Source organism: Streptomyces sp. NPDC043870 (assembly GCF_056435785.1).
On record NZ_JBWKDT010000049.1, the window covers coordinates 15286 to 32170 of the forward strand.

Consider the following 16885-nt stretch of genomic DNA (forward strand, 5'->3'; position numbering starts at 1 on the left):
ACGGCCCGACGGCTCGGCGGCTCGGCGGCACAGTCGCTCGGCAACACGACGGCCCGACGGCCCGGGGGCTCGGCGGCTCGGGGGCTCGGCGGCTCGGGGGCTCGGCGGCTCGGCGGCTCGGCGGCTCGCGCGACCGTGAAGTACGTGTTCGTGCCCGGCAAATCGTCTCGGGAGCTACGCCCCCGGCCCCCCGGCAGGAGAGTCTTGGGGCTGTGTCCTCACAACTTCCTCAGCAGGTCCAACACGCCGTACCCGCCGGGCAGATGATCGTCTGCGGCGACGACGCGCTGGCCACCCGCCTCGCCGCCGAACTGCACGACGTCTACGGAGAGCGGGTGACGCTCCTCGTCCCGCCCTCCCGCGCCTCCGCGAGCCGGCAGCCGGCCTCGGCGTCGAGCCGTATGCGCGCCTCGGCGCTCTTCGGGCGGGTGTCCGCCGCGATGAACCGGCCGGGCGGCGCTGACGACGTCGGCTCCAGCGGCGAATTCCTGCTCCCGGTCCAGGAGATGGAGGCCGCCGAGCCGACGGAGGAGGCGCTGCGGCAGGCAGGCGCGGAGCGGGCCGCGGCGCTCGCCCTCGTGTACGACGACGACGAGACGAACATCAGGGCCGCCCTGGCCGCCCGCCGGCTCAACCCTCAACTGCGGCTGGTGATCCGGCTCTACAACCGCAAGCTGGGCCAGCGCCTGGAGGAGCTGCTCGACCAGGCCGCGGTGGTCGCGATGCCCGGTCTCGACCGCGCCGGGCTGGACGGCTCCACCACCGTGCTGTCCGACGCGGACACGGCGGCGCCCGCGCTGGCGGCCACCGCGGTGGCCGGTACGAGCAAGGTCGTCCAGGCCGGCGGGCTGCTGCTGCGCGCCGCGGAGCGCACACCGTCCGGGTCCGGCGAGGCCCCGGGCCCCGGCCCGTTCACGCTCGCCCTGTTGTCGCCCAATGCCAACGGCCTTGCAGCCACGGGAAGTCCGGACAGCGGCAACGTCCCGCTAGGACCCCTGCTGCTGCCCGACGACACCACGGTCGCCGCCTCGCCCGGCCGGGTGGCCATGGTCCTGGAAACCGTCTCGTACGCCGGACCCCAGGTGCCGCCCCGCCGTCTGGCCGGTCGCGGCGCCCCGCTCGGGGAGATCTTCTCGCGGCGGCTGCGCTGGGCACTCGCCGGTGTCGCCGCGGCCGTGGTCGCGCTGGCCGTCACCTCCTGGCTCACCACCGGCGACCATCCGCTGCACGCCGTCTACGTCACGCTCCTCGATCTGTTCGGGATCGGCGACCCTGCCGTGGGCGAGCCCACCGCCCGCCAGGTGCACCAGCTCCTCTCCGGACTGGTGGGCCTCGCGCTGCTGCCGTTCCTCGTGGCCGCCTCGCTGGAGGCCCTCGGCGCGTTCCGCACGGCAGGGGCGCTGCGCCGCCCGCCGCGCGGCCTGTCCGGCCATGTCGTGCTGCTCGGCCTCGGCAAGGTCGGCACCCGCGTGCTGGCCCGGCTCCGCGAGCTCGACATCCCGGTCGTGTGCGTGGAGGAGGACCCGGAGGCACGTGGCATTCCGCTCGCGCGCAGGCACCGTGTCCCGGTGGTCCTGGGCGATGTCACCCAGGAGGGCGTGCTGGAAGCCGCCAAGATCCACCGGGCACACGCGCTGCTGGCCCTGACCAGTGCCGACACCACGAACCTGGAAGCGGCGCTGTACGCCCGCACCGTCAAGCCGGATCTGCAGGTCGCCCTGCGGCTGTACGACGACGACTTCGCGACCGCCGTCTACCGCACCCTGCGGGCCGCCCACCCCGACGCGGTCACCCGCAGCCGCAGCGTCTCCACGCTCGCCGCGCCCGCGTTCGCCGGGGCGATGATGGGCCGTCAGATCCTCGGCGCCATCCCGGTCGAGCGCAAGGTGCTGCTGTTCGCCGCCCTCGACGTCGCGGGGCATCCGCAGTTCGAGGGCCGTACCGTCGCCGAGGCGTTCCGGCCCGGCGCATGGCGGGTGATCGCCCTGGACACGACCGACCCCGCCGGTCGCCGGGCGGATCTCGGCGCGGCCCGCCCGGTCGACGGCGACGGGGCGGGCGCCGGGCTGCTGTGGGACCTCCACCCCGGTTATGTCCTGCGCCCGGAGGACCGTGTCGTCCTCGCGGCTACGCGGCGCGGGCTGGCCGAACTCCTCGGGCGGCGCACCGGACCCGGCCCGGGCCCACGGACCGGCTGACCCTCGCATGGCGCTGGAGCTGCCGCTCGGCCCGAGCGGCAGCTTCAGTGAGAGATCCGGCGGCATCTGCGCCGCCGGCTCACCGGTAGCCGTCACGTGAATCACCACATCGTGACCGTGTCCCGATACCTCCCGCCCGACACGGGCCCGAGAATCAGCCGAAGGGCCGAATGTCGATCACCTTCTTCGGGCGGACGCCCTGACTAATGTCCCGAAGTGTCCACGTCATCGCGTCCCCGCGGCCTCGTCGCCGCGCTCCTCGCGGCCGTGTTGCTGCCGCCCCTCCTCCTTGCACCCGCGTACGCCCTTGCACCCGCGTACGCCGCGCCCGCCCCCGGACCGGACACCGCACCGGCGAACCTGCGGGTGGTGCTGAGGGACGCGCCGCCGTTCGCATTCCGGGAGGGGGACACCTGGGCCGGGTACGACGTGGACGTGTGGAACGAGGTGGCCCGGAAGGCGGGCTATTTCTTCACCGTCAAGGAAGTGAAGAGCATTCAGCCCCTGCTGAACTCCGTGCGCAACGGGTCCGCCGACGTTGCCATCAGCGCGATCACGGCCACCAGCGCGCGCGAGGACACGCTGGATTTCTCGCACCCGGACATCTGGGCCGGGCTGCAGGTGATGGTCCCGAAGCGGAACCGAAGCGGCGGGTTCGACGACATCGTCACCGCCTTCTTCCGCTCCAGTGTGCTCGGCCTGCTGTTCCTGGGACTCCTGCTCCTGTTCGTCGCCGCGAATGTGATGTGGGTCGTCGGGCGCGTCCGCGGGACCCTCCCGGAGAAGGGGTACCTGCCGGGCGTCATCCGCTCCACGCACGAGATCTTCACCAACATGGCCACCCTCGACTTCGCCTCGCACACCCCCCGCTCCGTGTGGGGGCGGCTCTGCGTCATCTGTGCGGTGGTGGCCAGCCTGCTCTTCGTCGCGCAGCTCACCGCGGTGCTCACGGCCAGCCTTACGGTGGAACGGATGGAGGAAGGCATCCGGTCGGTGAACGATCTGCGGGGGCGGCGGGTGGCGACGGTCGCCCACAGCACCGCCGCCGACGGGCTGGCACGGCGCGGGATCAAGGCGGCCCACTTCGAAACCTTCGACGACGTCACGGCCGCGCTCGAAGCCGGACGCTTCGACGCGGTCGTGCACGACGCCCCGATCCTGAGGTACGAGGTGGGCCGGTCCGGAGGCCTCTTCGAGCTGGTCGGCCCCGTCTTCGACCATCAGTGGTACGGGTTCGCCCTGCCGCGCGACAGCCCCCACCGCGATGCCATCAACCGGGCGCTGCTGGAGATGCAGGAGAGCGGCACACTGGACCGCCTGAAGAGGCAGTGGCTCAGGAGCGACTGACGTGCCCTGGCAGGCGCTGCGTACAGCACCTGCCAGGGCGTCGCCGTCGTGCGCGGCTCCCCTCGCGGAGGGCGGGCGGAGTCGCACGGGGACGGGGAGAGGTCTCGTCCCGTTGAGTGCTCAGTCGTCGATGCGGTCCATGACGTCACCGAGGTCCACGAACTTGAAACCGGTGGCCTCGCGTTCGCCGTCGCCCGGGGTGTCGTGGCCGTCCTGGACGACGAGCAGACCGCGCGGGTACTTCGTGCCGAGGGGCGCGTTGAGTACGGCCGCGCCGTCGCACTCCTCGGAGCCGTCCAGGGCCGGCGAGGCGGCGGTGACGCGGAAGCCGCCCTCGTACTCGTTGCGGTCCTCCAGCTCACGGTCGTACAGGGCGAAGGTGTTGTCGCCCTGGCTGGAGGCCAGGACGTACCCGTCGCCGTCGGGCTCGGTCAGCAGGGTCAGTCCCTCGACGTCGGCCGCGAGACGCGAGCCGCCGTAGCCCGGGTCGTCGCCCGCGACGCATTCCTCGGTCTGCTCGTCGTACACACCCGGGACGCCGTACTCGCGGACCTTGTCGACCAGCTTCGGAGTGCCGGTGAGATCGGCCCGCATACGCCACACACCGACGTCCTCCTGGCCTGCGTAGAGCATGCCGTTGGCCGGGTCGACGACCATGCCCTCGACCTGGGGCAGCTCGCCGGGCTCGGCGCACGGCGTCCAGGAGGTGCCGTTCGGCAGCCGGAACGAGGACGGCAGGTCCAGCGTACGGATCTTGCGGTACGTGACGGTGCCGTCGGCGCCGGCGCGGATTTCCAGCAGGGCGACGGCGGTGCGGTTGCGCCGGCTGACCAGGGCGTACGAGCGCCCGCTCGCAGGGTCGGTCCAGGTGGCCAGACCATAGGCCGTCTTCTGCTTGTTGATCTCGTCCTGGCCGGTGGAGAAGACCGGCGGGGCGGCGGGGTCGGTGATGTCGGTGAGCGGGCCGCCGGGCCGCCCGCGGTCGATGCGGTAGAACCGCAGCCGGTCGTGGCCACGGTCGGTGGTCACGGCGAGGTCGGCCCGCCCTGACGAAAGCCGCAGGCCCTGGACCAGATCCACGTTGTTGAACCGGCCGGGCGCGTCGTCCGGCCCGGCTGCGGGAGGCGCCGGGATCGACTGGACCTGCCGCGCGTCGAGGTCGTAGACGCGCAGTCCGCCCTCCTTCGCCGTCGCGATCACCAGGCTGCGGCCCGGGTCCGCGGCGTTGCGCCAGATCGCGGGGTCGTCGGCGTTGGCATTGCCGCCTGCCTCGTCGTCGTACAGCGTGGGTGCCTCCGCGCGGGCGGTGACGGCGGGCAGTGGAGCGGGGGCAGGTGTGCGCGCCTCGGCGGATTCGGCCGCGGCGGGTACCGCCGCGGCGAGCGCGGCGAGGACCGTACCCAGGACGACGGTGGTCGGCCGGGCGGGGCTGGGCCTGCTCACGATGCACTCCTCGGTGTCGGGATCATGACGACTACCCGGTGAGCGTGGAAGCAGGAGGTGACGGCCCGGCGTCCGGCACGCGGTGCCTTCATGTGCACGTCATGAACTCGGCCTCTTCGGTGGTGGCATGTGCTGCCTGGACGTGCCCTGCCGGGGAGGGGCAGTATCAATGGTGAGGGGTCGGCCCTGAGCCCGCTCCCCACTCCGGGCAGAGGGCGGTAACGGCTGGCGTGCACCGTCCGTTGATGGCGTGCACTTCGCGGCCCGGTGAGGGCGCGGCGCATCAGCCTCGACAACAACTGTTCCACCAGTGCTCCACCTGACCGCCCCGGCGCCTCGGGCCGCCCGCACCGGCGGCCCGGCCGCGGCGTCGGCGCAGGAGGTGACTCCACGATGAATCCGTCCACGGAGCGTTCTCACCGTGCCACCACTCCCGGCGCGGGCCGCCTGTCGGGGCAGGTGAGCGCCGCCGATGCCGGCCTGCTCCTGCTGCGGCTGACGGTGGGAGTGATCATGGCGGGCCACGGCGCCCAGAAACTCTTCGGCTGGTTCGGAGGGCCGGGCCTGGACGCTGCCGGGAAGGGGTTCGCCGAGCTGGGCTACGAGCCCGGCACGGTCTTCGCCGGCCTCGCGGGAGCCTCCGAGTTCCTCGGCGGGCTGGGCCTGGCCGTCGGACTGCTCACTCCGCTCGCCGCAGCCGCCGTGATCGGCGTCATGATCAACGCCATGGCGCTCGCCTCCGACAGCGGCCTGTTCTCCGTCGGCGCCGCCTTCGAGTTCCCGATGACGCTCGCCGCCGTCGCACTCTCCATCGCCGCCCTGGGCCCGGGCCGCCTCTCACTCGACCTGCGCTTCCCCTGGCGCGACGGCGGGTGGCGCCCGGCGGCCTTCGCACTGGTCGTGGGCGGCGTCTCTGCCGCCATCGTCCTGCTGTTGTAGGACGGCCCGGCACGCGCCGGGCACGTGCGGTTCACCGGCCCTCAGGCACGCGCGGTTCCCCCGGCTCCCGGGCGCTCGCGGCTTTGCCTGGACCGCCCCGTACCGGCCTGAGCACAGCCACCGAGTGGCTCAGGCAAGCCTCAAGTCGATCCAGGGCACGCTGTCGCCCGGCAGCAGGTACCTGTCGAACTCGATGAATCCGTGCGCTTGCGCGAACCGGAGCCCGTCGACGTTGGATGCCCAGACCACCGTCTCGATGACGTCGGCGCCGAGCTTTCGCGCCTGTGTCAGCCCATGCGCATAGAGCTCGCCACCGAACCCCTGCCCGCGGTGGTCAGGGAGCACCCGGGCGATCACTGTTGCCGTCGATGTCCCGTCGGTGGGCGGACGCACCGTCATGCAGCCCACGAGCACGTCGTCGAGATACGCGACGTCCAGCTGGTTGCGCTGGGAACGCTCACGCACGTCATCGAGGGACAGGAAGTGAGTGGGGATGATCAGGTTGTGGACGTACTGCCAGTCCTGAAGCCTGGCATCGTCGTCCACCCGTTCGATCCGCTCGATGCGAAGATTCGACACCGCTACAGAGAACCGTGTGCATGGTGTTGCGTCAACCGCATTTGACACCGCGGTGATTGACATCGAACTGGGCGCGCGCTGCGGCGAAGCGACGAAGCGACGAAGCGACGAAGCGACGAAGCGACGACAGAGTGGACCACTTCGCGTCACAAGGCTTGACGTGTCCCTGCCGCAGGCACTATCGGATGTGGTGAGTTTCGTTCGTCCCCGTTCGTTTGTGTTCCATTCAAGCCTTCCGGAGCCGCACTTGCCTACCGAACGACACACCTTAGGACGGGGCCTCGCCGCCGTCGCCACCACGCTCGCGCTCCTCATCGGCGGCGGAGCCCTGGCGGCCACCGCCGCCGTCACCGCGCAGGTGGCCGCCGCGCCCCCTGCCGCGGCCGCCGACAACGGCCTCGCCCGCACCCCCCAGATGGGGTTCAACAACTGGAACTCCACGCACTGCCGTGCCGAGTTCAACGAAGCGATGATCAAGGGCATCGCGGACACCTTCGTCTCCCAGGGCCTCAAGGACGCCGGGTACACCTACGTCAACATCGACGACTGCTGGGCGCTGCCGGCCCGCGACGCGTCCGGGAACCTCGTCCCCGACCCCGTGCGCTTCCCGGCCGGAATCAAGGCCGTCGCCGACTACGTCCACTCCAAGGGGCTCAAGTTCGGGATCTACACGAGCGCCGGCACCAAGACCTGTGACGTGCAGGGCTTCCCCGGTGGCCTCGGGCACGAGCAGCAGGACGCCGATCTGTTCGCGTCCTGGGGCGTGGACTACCTGAAGTACGACAACTGCAACAACGCAGGCGTGGATGCGCGGCAGCGCTACACGGCGATGGCGAACGCCCTGAAAGCCACCGGCCGGCCGATCCTCTTCAGCATCTGCGAGTGGGGCGAGAACGAGCCCTGGAGGTGGGCGCAGGACGTCGGCAACTCCTGGCGCACCACAGGGGACATCAGCGACTCCTGGTCCAGCATGATCAACATCGCGCACCGGAACCAGGCGCTGGCGCCCTACGCCCGCCCCGGCGCCTGGAACGACCCGGACATGCTGGAAGTCGGCAACGGCGGAATGACCGACACCGAGTACCGCACCCACTTCAGCCTCTGGGCGCAGATGGCGGCACCCCTGCTCATCGGCAGCGACCTGCGCAACGCCTCCCCCGCCACCCTCGCGATCCTCAAGAACACCGACGTCATCGCCGTCGACCAGGACCCCCTGGGCAAGCAGGGCACGGTCCTCTCCAGCTCCGGCGGCCTCGTCGTCATGTCCAAGCCCCTTGCGGACGGCGGCCGTTCGGTGACCCTCACGAACGAGACGGCATCGGCGCGGACCATCTCGACCACGGTCGACGCGATCGGTCTGGGCGGCGCGTCCTCGTACGCGCTCAAGGACCTCTGGTCCAAGCAGACCGGCACCACGACGGGCCCGATCAGCGCCTCGGTGCCCGCCCACGGCACGGTGATGTACCGGGTGACGCCGGGCAGTCCCGTGACCCCGCCGAGCGGCCTCCACCAGCTCAGCGATCTGCCGTGGACCTCCGCGGTCAACGCATGGGGCCCGGTCGAACGCGACCGCAGCAACGGCGAACAGGGCGCAGGCGACGGCCGCACCCTCACCATCGGCGGCACCACCTACGCCAAGGGCCTCGGCACGCACGCCCCGTCGACGATCACGTACCACCTGGGCGGCACCTGCCGCTCGCTGGCCGTCGATGTCGGCCTGGACGACGAGTCGACGCGTGGCGGTTCGGCCGTCTTCCGTGTCTACCGCGACAGCACACTGGTCGCCGACAGCGGACCACGCACAGCGAACGATCCGCCCAAGCGCCTCACGGCGGACCTCAGCGGAGCTACGCAACTGAGGCTCGTCGTCACGGACGGCGGCGACGGCATCGACTACGACCACGCCGACTGGGCGGACGCGAAGCTGGCCTGCGGCAACGGACCGGCCGCCGGCACGCACGCGCTCAGCGATCTGTCGTGGGCCTCGGCGGCAGGCGGCTGGGGCCCGGTCGAACGCGACCGCAGCAACGGCGAACGGCCCGCGGGCGACGGCCGCACCCTCACCGTCAACGGCACCACCTACGCCAGAGGCCTCGGCACGCACGCCCCGTCGACGATCACGTACTACCTCGGCGGCAGGTGCTCCGCCCTCACCACGAGTGTGGGTGTGGACGACGAGGCGGGCGGCACGAACGGGTCCGTCGCTTTCCGGATCTACCGCGACGGCACCCTGGTCGCCGACAGCGGCCGCGTCACCGGCGCGGACGCGGCGAAGCCGCTCGCCGCGGACCTGGTCGGCGGGCTGGAGCTGAAGCTGGTCGTCACGGACGGCGGCGACGGCATCGACTACGACCACGCGGACTGGGCCGCACCCCGGCTCACCTGCGCCTGAGCACCGGTGCCGGGGGCCGCTCCATGCGGCACCCGGCACCGGCCGCCCGTCGATTCCCGTGCGGCCATGCGCCGTGCGGCCCCGCGCCGTGTGCCGCCCGCACGGGCTGCGCCCGGCGCCACGGGGAGGAATCCTGAAGGAGTGACGATCGACGAGACTGCGGAACGCCTCATCCCGCTCCCCGCCGACCGCGTCGCGGCCTACGCGATGGACTGGCGGCACGACCACGAGTGGACCCAGGGCATCCGCACTGCGGAGCTCACCCGCGAGGCGGACGACGGCGGTGGTTTCGGAGTCGGCGCCGAGGTGACGCGTACCGCGTACTTCCTCGGCAAGCGCATCGACTACGTGCTCCGCGTGGCCGCGTACGATCCGCCGCGGCTGCTGGACATGGTGTCCGTGGCCGGCCCCATGCCGATGCACGTCACGTACACGTTCGCCCCGGATGTGCACGGCACGCTCGCCCGCATCCGCGTCCGGGGCGGCACCGGCGGCTACTACCGGCTGGCCGCGCCGCTCATGGCGCGGAAGGTCCGCTCCTCGATCACCAAGGATCTGCGCGATCTCGAGCTCAACCTCTCGGTCAGGGCCGCGGACGAGAAGTGAGGTCCCAGGTCCGGCGAGGTGCCGCACATGACCGGCGTGGTCATCATGGAATGGCCGGTCCGGCAGGAGCGCCGGGCAGGAAGGGGCGCGCGATGGAGCTGTTCCCGCCGATGCCGCTCGCCGAGTGGCGGGACACCAAGGAAACGCTGCACCGCTTCGCGCAGGTCGTCGGCAAGATCCGCCTCGCCGCGAGTGCCCGGCGCAATCACTGGTGGAACGTCCCGTTCCATCTCACCGGGCGGGGCATCACCACCCGCCCCATGGGACAGATCGACGGCAATCCGATCTTCACGATGGACTTCGACTTCGTCGGCCATCAACTGATCGTCGCGACGCTCGACGGCCGGGCGATCTCGTTCCCGCTCTTCGGCCGGTCCGTGGCGTCCTTCCACGACACGGTCCTGGACTCGCTGGCCGCGCTGGGCGTCCGGGTGAACATCGATGTTCCGCGGCCGTTCGACCTGCCCGACGCCGCCCGCCCGTTCTCCGAGGACACCGAGCACGCGACCTACGACCCCGTGCAGGCCAACCGCTACTGGCAGGTCCTGAGCCAGGTGGCGTCGGTACTGGAGGAATTCGCGACCCACTTCTCGGGAAAGGCCAGCCCGGTCCACCACTTCTGGCACACGTTCGACATCGCCCACAGCCGGTTCTCGGGGCGTCACGCCGACCAGCCCCGGCAGGTCGACCCGGTGACGCGGGAGGCGTACTCCCGGGAGGTGATCAGCTTCGGTTTCTGGTTCGGGGACGACACCTTCGCCGAGCCCGCGTTCTACTCCTACACCGCTCCCGAGCCCGCGGGTCTGGCCGGTGAGCCGCTGACCCCCGCGTCGGCGCGCTGGGCCGAGCGCGGCGGCAGCCACCTGGCCGTGCTGCCGTACGACGCGGCCCGCGCCGAGAGCGACCCCCGGGCTGCCGTACTGGCCTTCTACGAGAGCGCGTACCAGGCCGGAGCCGGGCGCGCAGGCTGGGACGTCGCCGGGCTCGCCTGTCCCGGCGGGATCACGGACCCGCACCTGCCGGTCCCACCACCACCCGTCTGACGCGTCAGTGCAGGTGCTGATACTTCAGTGCAGCTGCTACTTCAGTGCAGCTGCGCCTGCCAGTCCGCGGGGACCTTGTCCCGGGGGCCCGGGGTCGGCTGGGAGGCCGGATGCGAGGTGGGCCCCGGCAGCTGCGGGCCTTCGTAGTACTGCCCGGTGTCGATGTTCCAGAACCAGTCCTCGCCCGGCTCGTAGCTGGTCAGGAACGGGTGTCCCGCTTCGCGCGCATGCTTCGTACCGTGCTGCGAGGGCGAGGAGTCGCAGCACCCGATGTGCCCGCACTCGGCGCAGCGCCGCAGGTGGAACCACCACCCCGGCCCGTCGCCCGCCAGGCACTCCACGCAGCCGGCCCCGCTGGGGGTCGCGGTGGGATCGATACCCGGGATCTGGTCATGTGCCATGTGACAGACCTCCACACAACAGTGTGGCCCGGGCTCGGCTGCCGCGCGATCGGGCAGGCCCTCAGGCCCGGCCGGACCCCCGGCAGGAACACACGTCCTCCGCATGATCAGGCGTTGTGCAAGCGCACTCGATCACTCCGGGCCCGTCCTCGCGATAAGGCACAGGGGCTTCGAGAGGGCACGAAATCCGCCCCGGCACTGACGGAAAGCACCGGATGCGGCCCCAACTGGGCCTGTTCCAAGCGGCGGAAGCAACTCAGTCCTCAAAGGACCGCGGCAACCATCCCGCTTATCGGAGTGTTCGCGCCGTCCACTTCGGATGAACTGCGCCTCCGATGCGTACGTTCGGGTGGTCTGCACGTCCTAAGCCCCTGTCGACCACCGATGTCATGACGGCCACCTCATAACTTGATTGGCAATGCCGGTGGTTCGGACTCCGATCCCGTCGGTATATCCCTCGGATCTCTCGTGTCAGCCACCTGACATCAGCCAGATCGCCCATCCCTTACCAACCCGTGAGATGTGACCAAGTGAAACGTAGGCGATTGTGGACAGGGCTCGCCGCAACGGCGGTGGTTGCCTCCGGGGCAGCCGTCTGGACCACTCTGTCCCAGCCCGCGGCCTCGGAAGCCGGGGCCCCGTCAGCGCCTCGGAAGGACCTGGAGGCGCAAACGCTCCTGCAGGCCGGAATTCTGCAGTCGAAGTACCGGGATTCCGCCGGGGCGACCGTCACCTTCAAGCGGGTGCTGGAGCTGGATCCGGACAACAAGATCGCCTGGTACAACCTGGGCGTCATCGCGCAGCAGGAGCACAGGACGGATGCCGCCCGTGCGGCCTATGAAAACGCGCTGAAGATCGATCCGTCGTTCACATCCGCCCTCTACAACGAAGCAGTGCTGCTCCAGTCGAGCGATCCCGACCACGCCATCAAGCTTCTGAAGCGGACTGTTGCCGTCAACCCGAAGGCCTCCACGGCCCATTTGCATCTCGGGCAGGTGCTGGCGAAGAAGGGCCGCGACGACGAAGCCCAGGATGCATTCCGTCGCGCTGTTTCGGCCGATCCCTCACTGCACCGCCTCGTACCGGAACCGTTCCAGGATTCCGCCAGCCCCTCACCGACTCCGAGCCAAGCAGGTACCACCAGATGACGTCGAATGCGACACCGAGGTTCTCCGTCTTCACCCCCAGCCACCGGCCGCGCTTCCTCGATGAGTGCCTGACGACCCTGCAGGCGCAGACCTGTTCGGACTGGGAATGGGTCGTCCTGCTCAACAACGGCGCCCGATGGCGGCCGGAGCAGCCCGACGAGCGTGTCCGCGTGGAGATCGCAGACGACATCCACGGCGTCGGGGCGGCCAAACGCAGAGCCTGTGAACTGGCCCGCGGAGAAATCCTCGTGGAACTCGACCACGACGATCTCCTTGCGAAGGAGTGCCTGGCGGAGCTCGCCGAGGCGTTCGACGACCGTCCCGAGGCCGTCCTCGTATACAGCAACACCGCACAGATCACCGAGGACGGGGGACGGGACGAGTCCCGCTTCAACAAGGCGCACGGCTGGCAGTACGAGGAGGTGACCGTCGACGGCCGCCGGCTGCTGCAGGCCATGTCCATGGCTCCGACGCCGCACAACGTCTCCTACATCTGGTACGCGCCCAACCACGTGCGGGCGTTCCGCAAGGACGTCTACGAGAAGGTCGGCGGGTACGACGCCACCCGCACGGTCCTGGACGACCAGGACCTGATGTGCCGCCTCTTCCAAGCCGGCGACTTCCACCACATCCCCCGCTGCCTGTACCTCCAGCGGATCCACAAGGCGAACACACAGCGCGATCCGGAGATCAACGCACACATCCAGCGTGAGACGGTCGCCCTGTACGACAAGTACATCGAGGCCAACGCCCTCGCCTGGACCGCTCGCCGTGGACTGCTCGCGCTGGACCTCGGCGCGGCCCACCGGAAGCCGCCCGGCTATCTGGGCGTGGACCAGTATCCGGGAGAGGGCGTCGACATCGTCGCGACACTGCCCGAGAAACTGGACCTGCCCGACAACTCCGTCGGCCTGATGCGGGCGGTGGACTTCCTCGAGCACGTGCCCGCGAAGGTGCCGCTCATCAACGAGCTGTACCGGCTGCTGGCTCCTGGGGGCATGCTCCTCACCATGACCCCCAGCGCCGACGGCCGCGGCGCGTACCAGGACCCGACGCACGTCGCCTTCTACAACGAGAACTCCTTCTGGTACTACACCGACAACCAGTACCGCGCGTTCGTGCCCGAGATCGAGGCCCGGTTCCAGAATTCACGGCTGGTCACCTACTTCCCGACCGACTGGCACTCCAAGAACAACATCTCGTACGTGGTGGCGAACCTCATCGCGATGAAGGAGGGCGCCGCCCGCTGCGGTGGACCGCTGCGGGTCTAGGTCGTGCACGACGGGACCCGTTGCGGGTCCAGGTCGTGCACGACGAGGCACCCGGAGGGATGACATCTCCCGCCGGGCGCCTCGCGCGTTCAGATGGCAGGTCGGCGGAACATCAGCTGCTCGACCGTGCCGCAGCCGCCAGTCCGGCGAAGGCGGGCGTGACCAGGGCTGCGGTCAGCTGGTCCTCCCACCGTGGGAGGGGCGTGAGCCCGGTACGCAGCCAGCTGCCGTGAGCGAGTACGCCGAACGACGGGCGGGGAGCGGGGCGCGGGAACGCCACAGCCCCCACCGGGCGGATCCGTTCCGGATCGAGGCCGCTCAGACGGAAGGTCTCCCGGGCCAGGCCGTACCACGTGGTGTGGCCGGCTGCCGTGCCGTGGTAGACACCTGCCGGTGCCCGGCCGGCCAGTGCGGCACGGCCGAGTGCGGCCAGCTGCCCGGCGAGTGCACGGGACCAGGTCGGCTGGCCGTGCTGGTCGGCCACCACATCCAGGGTCTCGCGCTGAGCGGCGAGCTGGAGCATGGTGGTCACGAAGTTGCGGCCGTGCGCGCCGTAGAGCCAGGCGGTGCGCACGATGTAGCCGGTGCGGGGCAGCAGTTCGGCCACTGCCCGCTCACCGGCCAGCTTGCCCCGCCCGTACGCGTTGACGGGGCCGGTCGGCGCGTCTTCGAGGTACGGCTGCCGGGCGTCGCCCGGGAACACGTAATCGGTGGAGACGTGCAGCAGAAGAGCACCGCTGCCCGCGCAGGCGCGCGCGAGATGGCGCACGCCGGTGCCGTTCACGGCGGTGGCCTCCGCCTCGGCCCGCTCGGCGCCGTCGACGTCCGTCCAGGCGGCGCAGTTGACGACCACGTGGTGACCGGCGACGGCCGCGTGTGCGGCCGCCTGGTCGGTGATGTCGAGCTCGTCACGGCTCAGTCCCGTCACCGCGGCGTCGGGGTCGGCGGCGAGCTCCGCCAGCACGTCCCGGCCGAGAAGCCCGCCCGCACCGGTCACCAGCCAGCTCGTGGTCATCCCAGCTCCGCCCTTGCCTTGAGCGGCTCCCACCAGGAGCGGTTCTCGCAGTACCAGGCGACCGTGGCGGCCAGGCCCTCCGTGAAGGCCACCTGCGGGGCGTAGCCGAGGTGCTCGCGGATCTTGCTGTCGTCCAGGGAGTAGCGCAGGTCGTGGCCCTTGCGGTCGGCCACGTACTGGACCCGGTCCCAGCCTGCGCCGACCGCGTCCAGCAGCAGTCCGGTGAGCTTGTGGTTGCTCACCTCGGTCCCGCCGCCGATGTTGTAGATCTCCCCGGCCTTGCCACCGTGCAGGACCAGTTCGATGCCCCGGCAGTGGTCGGCGACGTGCAGCCAGTCGCGGATGTTGCGGCCGTCTCCGTACAGGGGGACCGTTTCCCCGTCGATCAGATTGGTGATGAAGAGCGGGATGACCTTCTCGGGGAACTGGTACGGCCCGTAGTTGTTGGAGCACCGGGTGACCACGACGTCCAGACCGTGGGTGCGGTGGTGGGCGAGCGCCAGGAGGTCGGAGCCGCCCTTCGACGCGGAGTACGGGGAGTTCGGCGCCAGCGGCCACTCCTCGCTCCATGAGCCCTCGCTGATCGAGCCGTACACCTCGTCGGTGGAGACGTGGACGAAGCGGCCGACGCCGTGGCGGTGCGCCGCGTCCAGCAGCACCTGGGTGCCGACCACATTGGTGCGGACGAAAGGACCGGCCCCCTCGATCGATCGGTCCACGTGCGACTCGGCCGCGAAATGCACCACGGCGTCCTGGCCCGCCATTACCTGGTCGACCACGTCCGGGTCGCAGATGTCACCCCGGACGAAGCTGTAGCCCGGGTGATCCGCCACCGGCGCCAGATTGGCCTCGACCCCTGAGTAGGTGAGTTTGTCGAGGACCGTGATCCGCGCGGCCGGATCCGAATACAGGCGCTGGCGGACGTATTCCGAACCGATGAAGCCGGCGCCGCCGGTCACAAGGATGCGCATGGTTCTCCGTAGCTTTTGCTGCCCGGCGTTCAGAACCGGGGATGATTTCTTGTGCGAAACCCGGATCGCGGGCGACGAGCCGGCGCATGCCGTGCGGGCGCGGGCGGAATGCGGACGGTGCCCGCGAGGCGGAAGCCTCGGGGCACCGTCACTCATTCCCGGGTGAGGCAGGCGGTCCGTACCGCACCACAGCCCACCCGGGAGGTGTCACGCGTCGTGGCAGAGCGCGAACGCGGTGACCGGGAGACCCCCGGCTGCCGTGACCTGCCACCCTGTGGCAGGGCCGGTACCCGTGAAGATGGGCGCATCCTGGTCCACGGTGACGCCCGTGACGCCGGCTTGGTATCCGCCGCCGGTGGCGACGTCGCCAATGCCGCACAGGGCAGTCGACTGGGTGCCCTGGGCGCCGGTGACGGTGTAGGTCTCGAGCGTCGCCGCACCCTGGACACCCTGGGCGCCCTGCGCACCGTCAGCACCGTCAGCTCCGTCAGCGCCCGCGGCACCCTGGGCACCCGGGGCACCCTGCGCACCGTCAGCGCCATCGGCACCCGCGGCACCCTGGGCACCCGGGGCACCCTGCGCGCCGTCAGCGCCGTCAGCACCCGCAGCACCCTGCGCACCATCAGCGCCGTCAGCGCCCGCGGCACCCTGTGCACCCGGGGCACCCTGCGCACCGTCAGCACCATCAGCACCGTCAGCGCCCGGCACGCCCTGCGCACCGTCAGCGCCGTCAGCGCCCGCGGCACCCTGCGCACCGTCAGCACCATCGGCACCCTGGGCTCCCTGGGCACCGTCAGCACCGTCAGCGCCCGGGGCACCCTGTGCACCGTCAGCGCCATCGGCACCCGGGTCGCCCTGCGGACCCTGGGGGCCGCCGGGGTCACCCTGTTCACCCTGTGAGCCCTGCGAACCCTGCGGGCCCTGCGTACCCGTGCCCTGTGAACCCTGCGAACCCTGCGGGCCCTGAGTACCCGTACCCGGCACACCCTGCGTGCCCTGCGGACCCTGGGCGCCGTCCTCGCCGTCCTCCCCGTCCTCGCCGTCCTCACCCGGCACGCCCTGCGCACCCTGCGGACCCTGCGGGCCTGTCCTGCCTCGCGGTCCCTGCGGCCCACGGTTGCGGTCGCGGTCGCGGTCGGCACTCGTTGCGCCGTTCGGGCCCGGCATCCCGAAGCTGTGCTCGGTGCCGGACCTCTGGATCGCGTCGGCGATGGCCGCCGTGCTGGGGAGAATGTTGAGTACGGCAGCAAGTGCGCCCGCCGAAACCAATGTTGTGGTTTTGACCCGGGAACTACGGATCGCTTTACGGCTCACGGAGAACCTTCCTCACGGAACTTGGAGTGACCAAACCGCCAGCATGCACACGCTATGAGTGCGTTGCATTCGCATGCGTGTCACGTCGCCCTTGGCCACGGACAGCACCATTCTTCAGCCTCGGCGATTGAATGATTACGAGCTGGTTCGTGTCGTGGACGAAGATCACCCAAGCGGCCGTGAATCAGAGTTGATTACTCCCTCAACGACTTCCACCC

The 16885-nt window shown here is 70.6% G+C and carries 14 protein-coding genes; 9 read left to right on the forward strand and 5 right to left on the reverse strand.

Features of this window, described 5'->3' with window-relative positions; translation table 11 throughout:
- Window positions 1-263 precede the first annotated feature (263 nt).
- Both AC0699_RS34625 and AC0699_RS34630 read left to right on the forward strand, forming a co-directional pair.
- A complete protein-coding gene (locus tag AC0699_RS34625; protein ID WP_478668541.1) occupies window positions 264-2198 on the forward strand; it encodes a potassium channel family protein in 1935 nt (644 codons plus the stop codon).
- A 216-nt stretch (window positions 2199-2414) separates the two neighbouring features.
- A complete protein-coding gene (locus tag AC0699_RS34630; RefSeq protein WP_478668449.1) occupies window positions 2415-3545 on the forward strand; it encodes a transporter substrate-binding domain-containing protein in 1131 nt (376 codons plus the stop codon).
- A 120-nt stretch (window positions 3546-3665) separates the two neighbouring features.
- On the opposite strand, the gene AC0699_RS34635 is transcribed toward AC0699_RS34630, so the two are convergent.
- Window positions 3666-4988 (reverse strand): phytase, encoded by a 1323-nt coding sequence (locus tag AC0699_RS34635; protein WP_478668452.1) that lies wholly within the window; start codon window positions 4986-4988, stop codon window positions 3666-3668.
- Between the two features lie 393 nt (window positions 4989-5381).
- Here AC0699_RS34635 and AC0699_RS34640 point away from each other — a divergent pair, with 393 nt between their 5' ends.
- Window positions 5382-5927, forward strand: coding sequence for a DoxX family protein (locus AC0699_RS34640; protein WP_478668455.1), 546 nt, complete (start codon window positions 5382-5384; stop codon window positions 5925-5927).
- Between the two features lie 129 nt (window positions 5928-6056).
- On the opposite strand, the gene AC0699_RS34645 is transcribed toward AC0699_RS34640, so the two are convergent.
- Window positions 6057-6473: a GNAT family N-acetyltransferase gene (locus tag AC0699_RS34645; RefSeq protein WP_478668458.1), complete on the reverse strand. Its 417-nt coding sequence runs from the start codon at window positions 6471-6473 to the stop codon at window positions 6057-6059.
- Between the two features lie 280 nt (window positions 6474-6753).
- On the opposite strand from AC0699_RS34645, the gene AC0699_RS34650 reads away from it, so the two are divergent.
- The 3 genes from AC0699_RS34650 (at window position 6754) to AC0699_RS34660 (ending at window position 10547) form a co-directional block, all read left to right on the forward strand.
- Complete coding sequence (locus AC0699_RS34650; RefSeq protein WP_478668461.1) at window positions 6754-8898, forward strand: NPCBM/NEW2 domain-containing protein; 2145 nt, start codon at window positions 6754-6756, stop codon at window positions 8896-8898.
- Window positions 8899-9039: 141 nt separating this feature from the next.
- Window positions 9040-9504 carry an SRPBCC family protein gene (locus tag AC0699_RS34655; protein ID WP_478668464.1) on the forward strand — a complete coding sequence of 155 codons (465 nt, stop codon included), beginning with the start codon at window positions 9040-9042 and terminating at the stop codon, window positions 9502-9504.
- 92 nt (window positions 9505-9596) lie between these two features.
- On the forward strand, window positions 9597-10547 hold the full coding sequence (locus tag AC0699_RS34660) for a DUF5996 family protein (protein WP_478668467.1): 951 nt from the start codon (window positions 9597-9599) through the stop codon (window positions 10545-10547).
- Between the two features lie 41 nt (window positions 10548-10588).
- Here the strand turns inward: AC0699_RS34660 and AC0699_RS34665 are convergent, their stop codons facing one another.
- Entirely contained in the window at window positions 10589-10948 is a 360-nt protein-coding gene (locus AC0699_RS34665; RefSeq protein ID WP_478668470.1) for a UBP-type zinc finger domain-containing protein, read from the reverse strand.
- A 743-nt stretch (window positions 10949-11691) separates the two neighbouring features.
- On the opposite strand from AC0699_RS34665, the gene AC0699_RS34670 reads away from it, so the two are divergent.
- The gene (locus AC0699_RS34670) at window positions 11692-12096 is read left to right on the forward strand and encodes a tetratricopeptide repeat protein (protein ID WP_478668474.1); all 405 of its coding nucleotides are present in this window, start codon (window positions 11692-11694) and stop codon (window positions 12094-12096) included.
- Complete coding sequence (locus AC0699_RS34675; protein ID WP_478668477.1) at window positions 12093-13367, forward strand: glycosyltransferase; 1275 nt, start codon at window positions 12093-12095, stop codon at window positions 13365-13367. The genes AC0699_RS34670 and AC0699_RS34675 overlap by 4 nt, the downstream gene beginning before the upstream one ends.
- Before the next feature lie 112 nt (window positions 13368-13479).
- Here the strand turns inward: AC0699_RS34675 and rfbD are convergent, their stop codons facing one another.
- Both rfbD and rfbB read right to left on the reverse strand, forming a co-directional pair.
- Window positions 13480-14382 (reverse strand): dTDP-4-dehydrorhamnose reductase, encoded by a 903-nt coding sequence (gene rfbD, locus AC0699_RS34680; RefSeq protein WP_478668479.1) that lies wholly within the window; start codon window positions 14380-14382, stop codon window positions 13480-13482.
- Window positions 14379-15353 carry a dTDP-glucose 4,6-dehydratase gene (gene rfbB, locus AC0699_RS34685; RefSeq protein ID WP_478668482.1) on the reverse strand — a complete coding sequence of 325 codons (975 nt, stop codon included), beginning with the start codon at window positions 15351-15353 and terminating at the stop codon, window positions 14379-14381. The genes rfbD and rfbB overlap by 4 nt, the downstream gene beginning before the upstream one ends.
- Before the next feature lie 216 nt (window positions 15354-15569).
- Between rfbB and AC0699_RS34690 the strand changes: the two genes are divergently transcribed.
- Complete coding sequence (locus AC0699_RS34690; RefSeq protein WP_478668486.1) at window positions 15570-16253, forward strand: hypothetical protein; 684 nt, start codon at window positions 15570-15572, stop codon at window positions 16251-16253.
- The last annotated feature ends 632 nt before the right edge of the window (window positions 16254-16885 follow it).

Excerpts from the sequence above, each read along its gene's own strand:
- AC0699_RS34625 (WP_478668541.1), top strand. The coding sequence starts at position 264 with ATGATCGTCTGCGGCGACGACGCGCTGGCCACCCGCCTCGCCGCCGAA.
- AC0699_RS34640 (WP_478668455.1), top strand. The coding sequence starts at position 5,382 with ATGAATCCGTCCACGGAGCGTTCTCACCGTGCCACCACTCCCGGCGCG.
- AC0699_RS34660 (WP_478668467.1), top strand. The coding sequence starts at position 9,597 with ATGGAGCTGTTCCCGCCGATGCCGCTCGCCGAGTGGCGGGACACCAAG.
- AC0699_RS34665 (WP_478668470.1), bottom strand. The coding sequence starts at position 10,948 with ATGGCACATGACCAGATCCCGGGTATCGATCCCACCGCGACCCCCAGC.
- AC0699_RS34675 (WP_478668477.1), top strand. The coding sequence starts at position 12,093 with ATGACGTCGAATGCGACACCGAGGTTCTCCGTCTTCACCCCCAGCCAC.
- rfbD (WP_478668479.1), bottom strand. The coding sequence starts at position 14,382 with ATGACCACGAGCTGGCTGGTGACCGGTGCGGGCGGGCTTCTCGGCCGG.
- rfbB (WP_478668482.1), bottom strand. The coding sequence starts at position 15,353 with ATGCGCATCCTTGTGACCGGCGGCGCCGGCTTCATCGGTTCGGAATAC.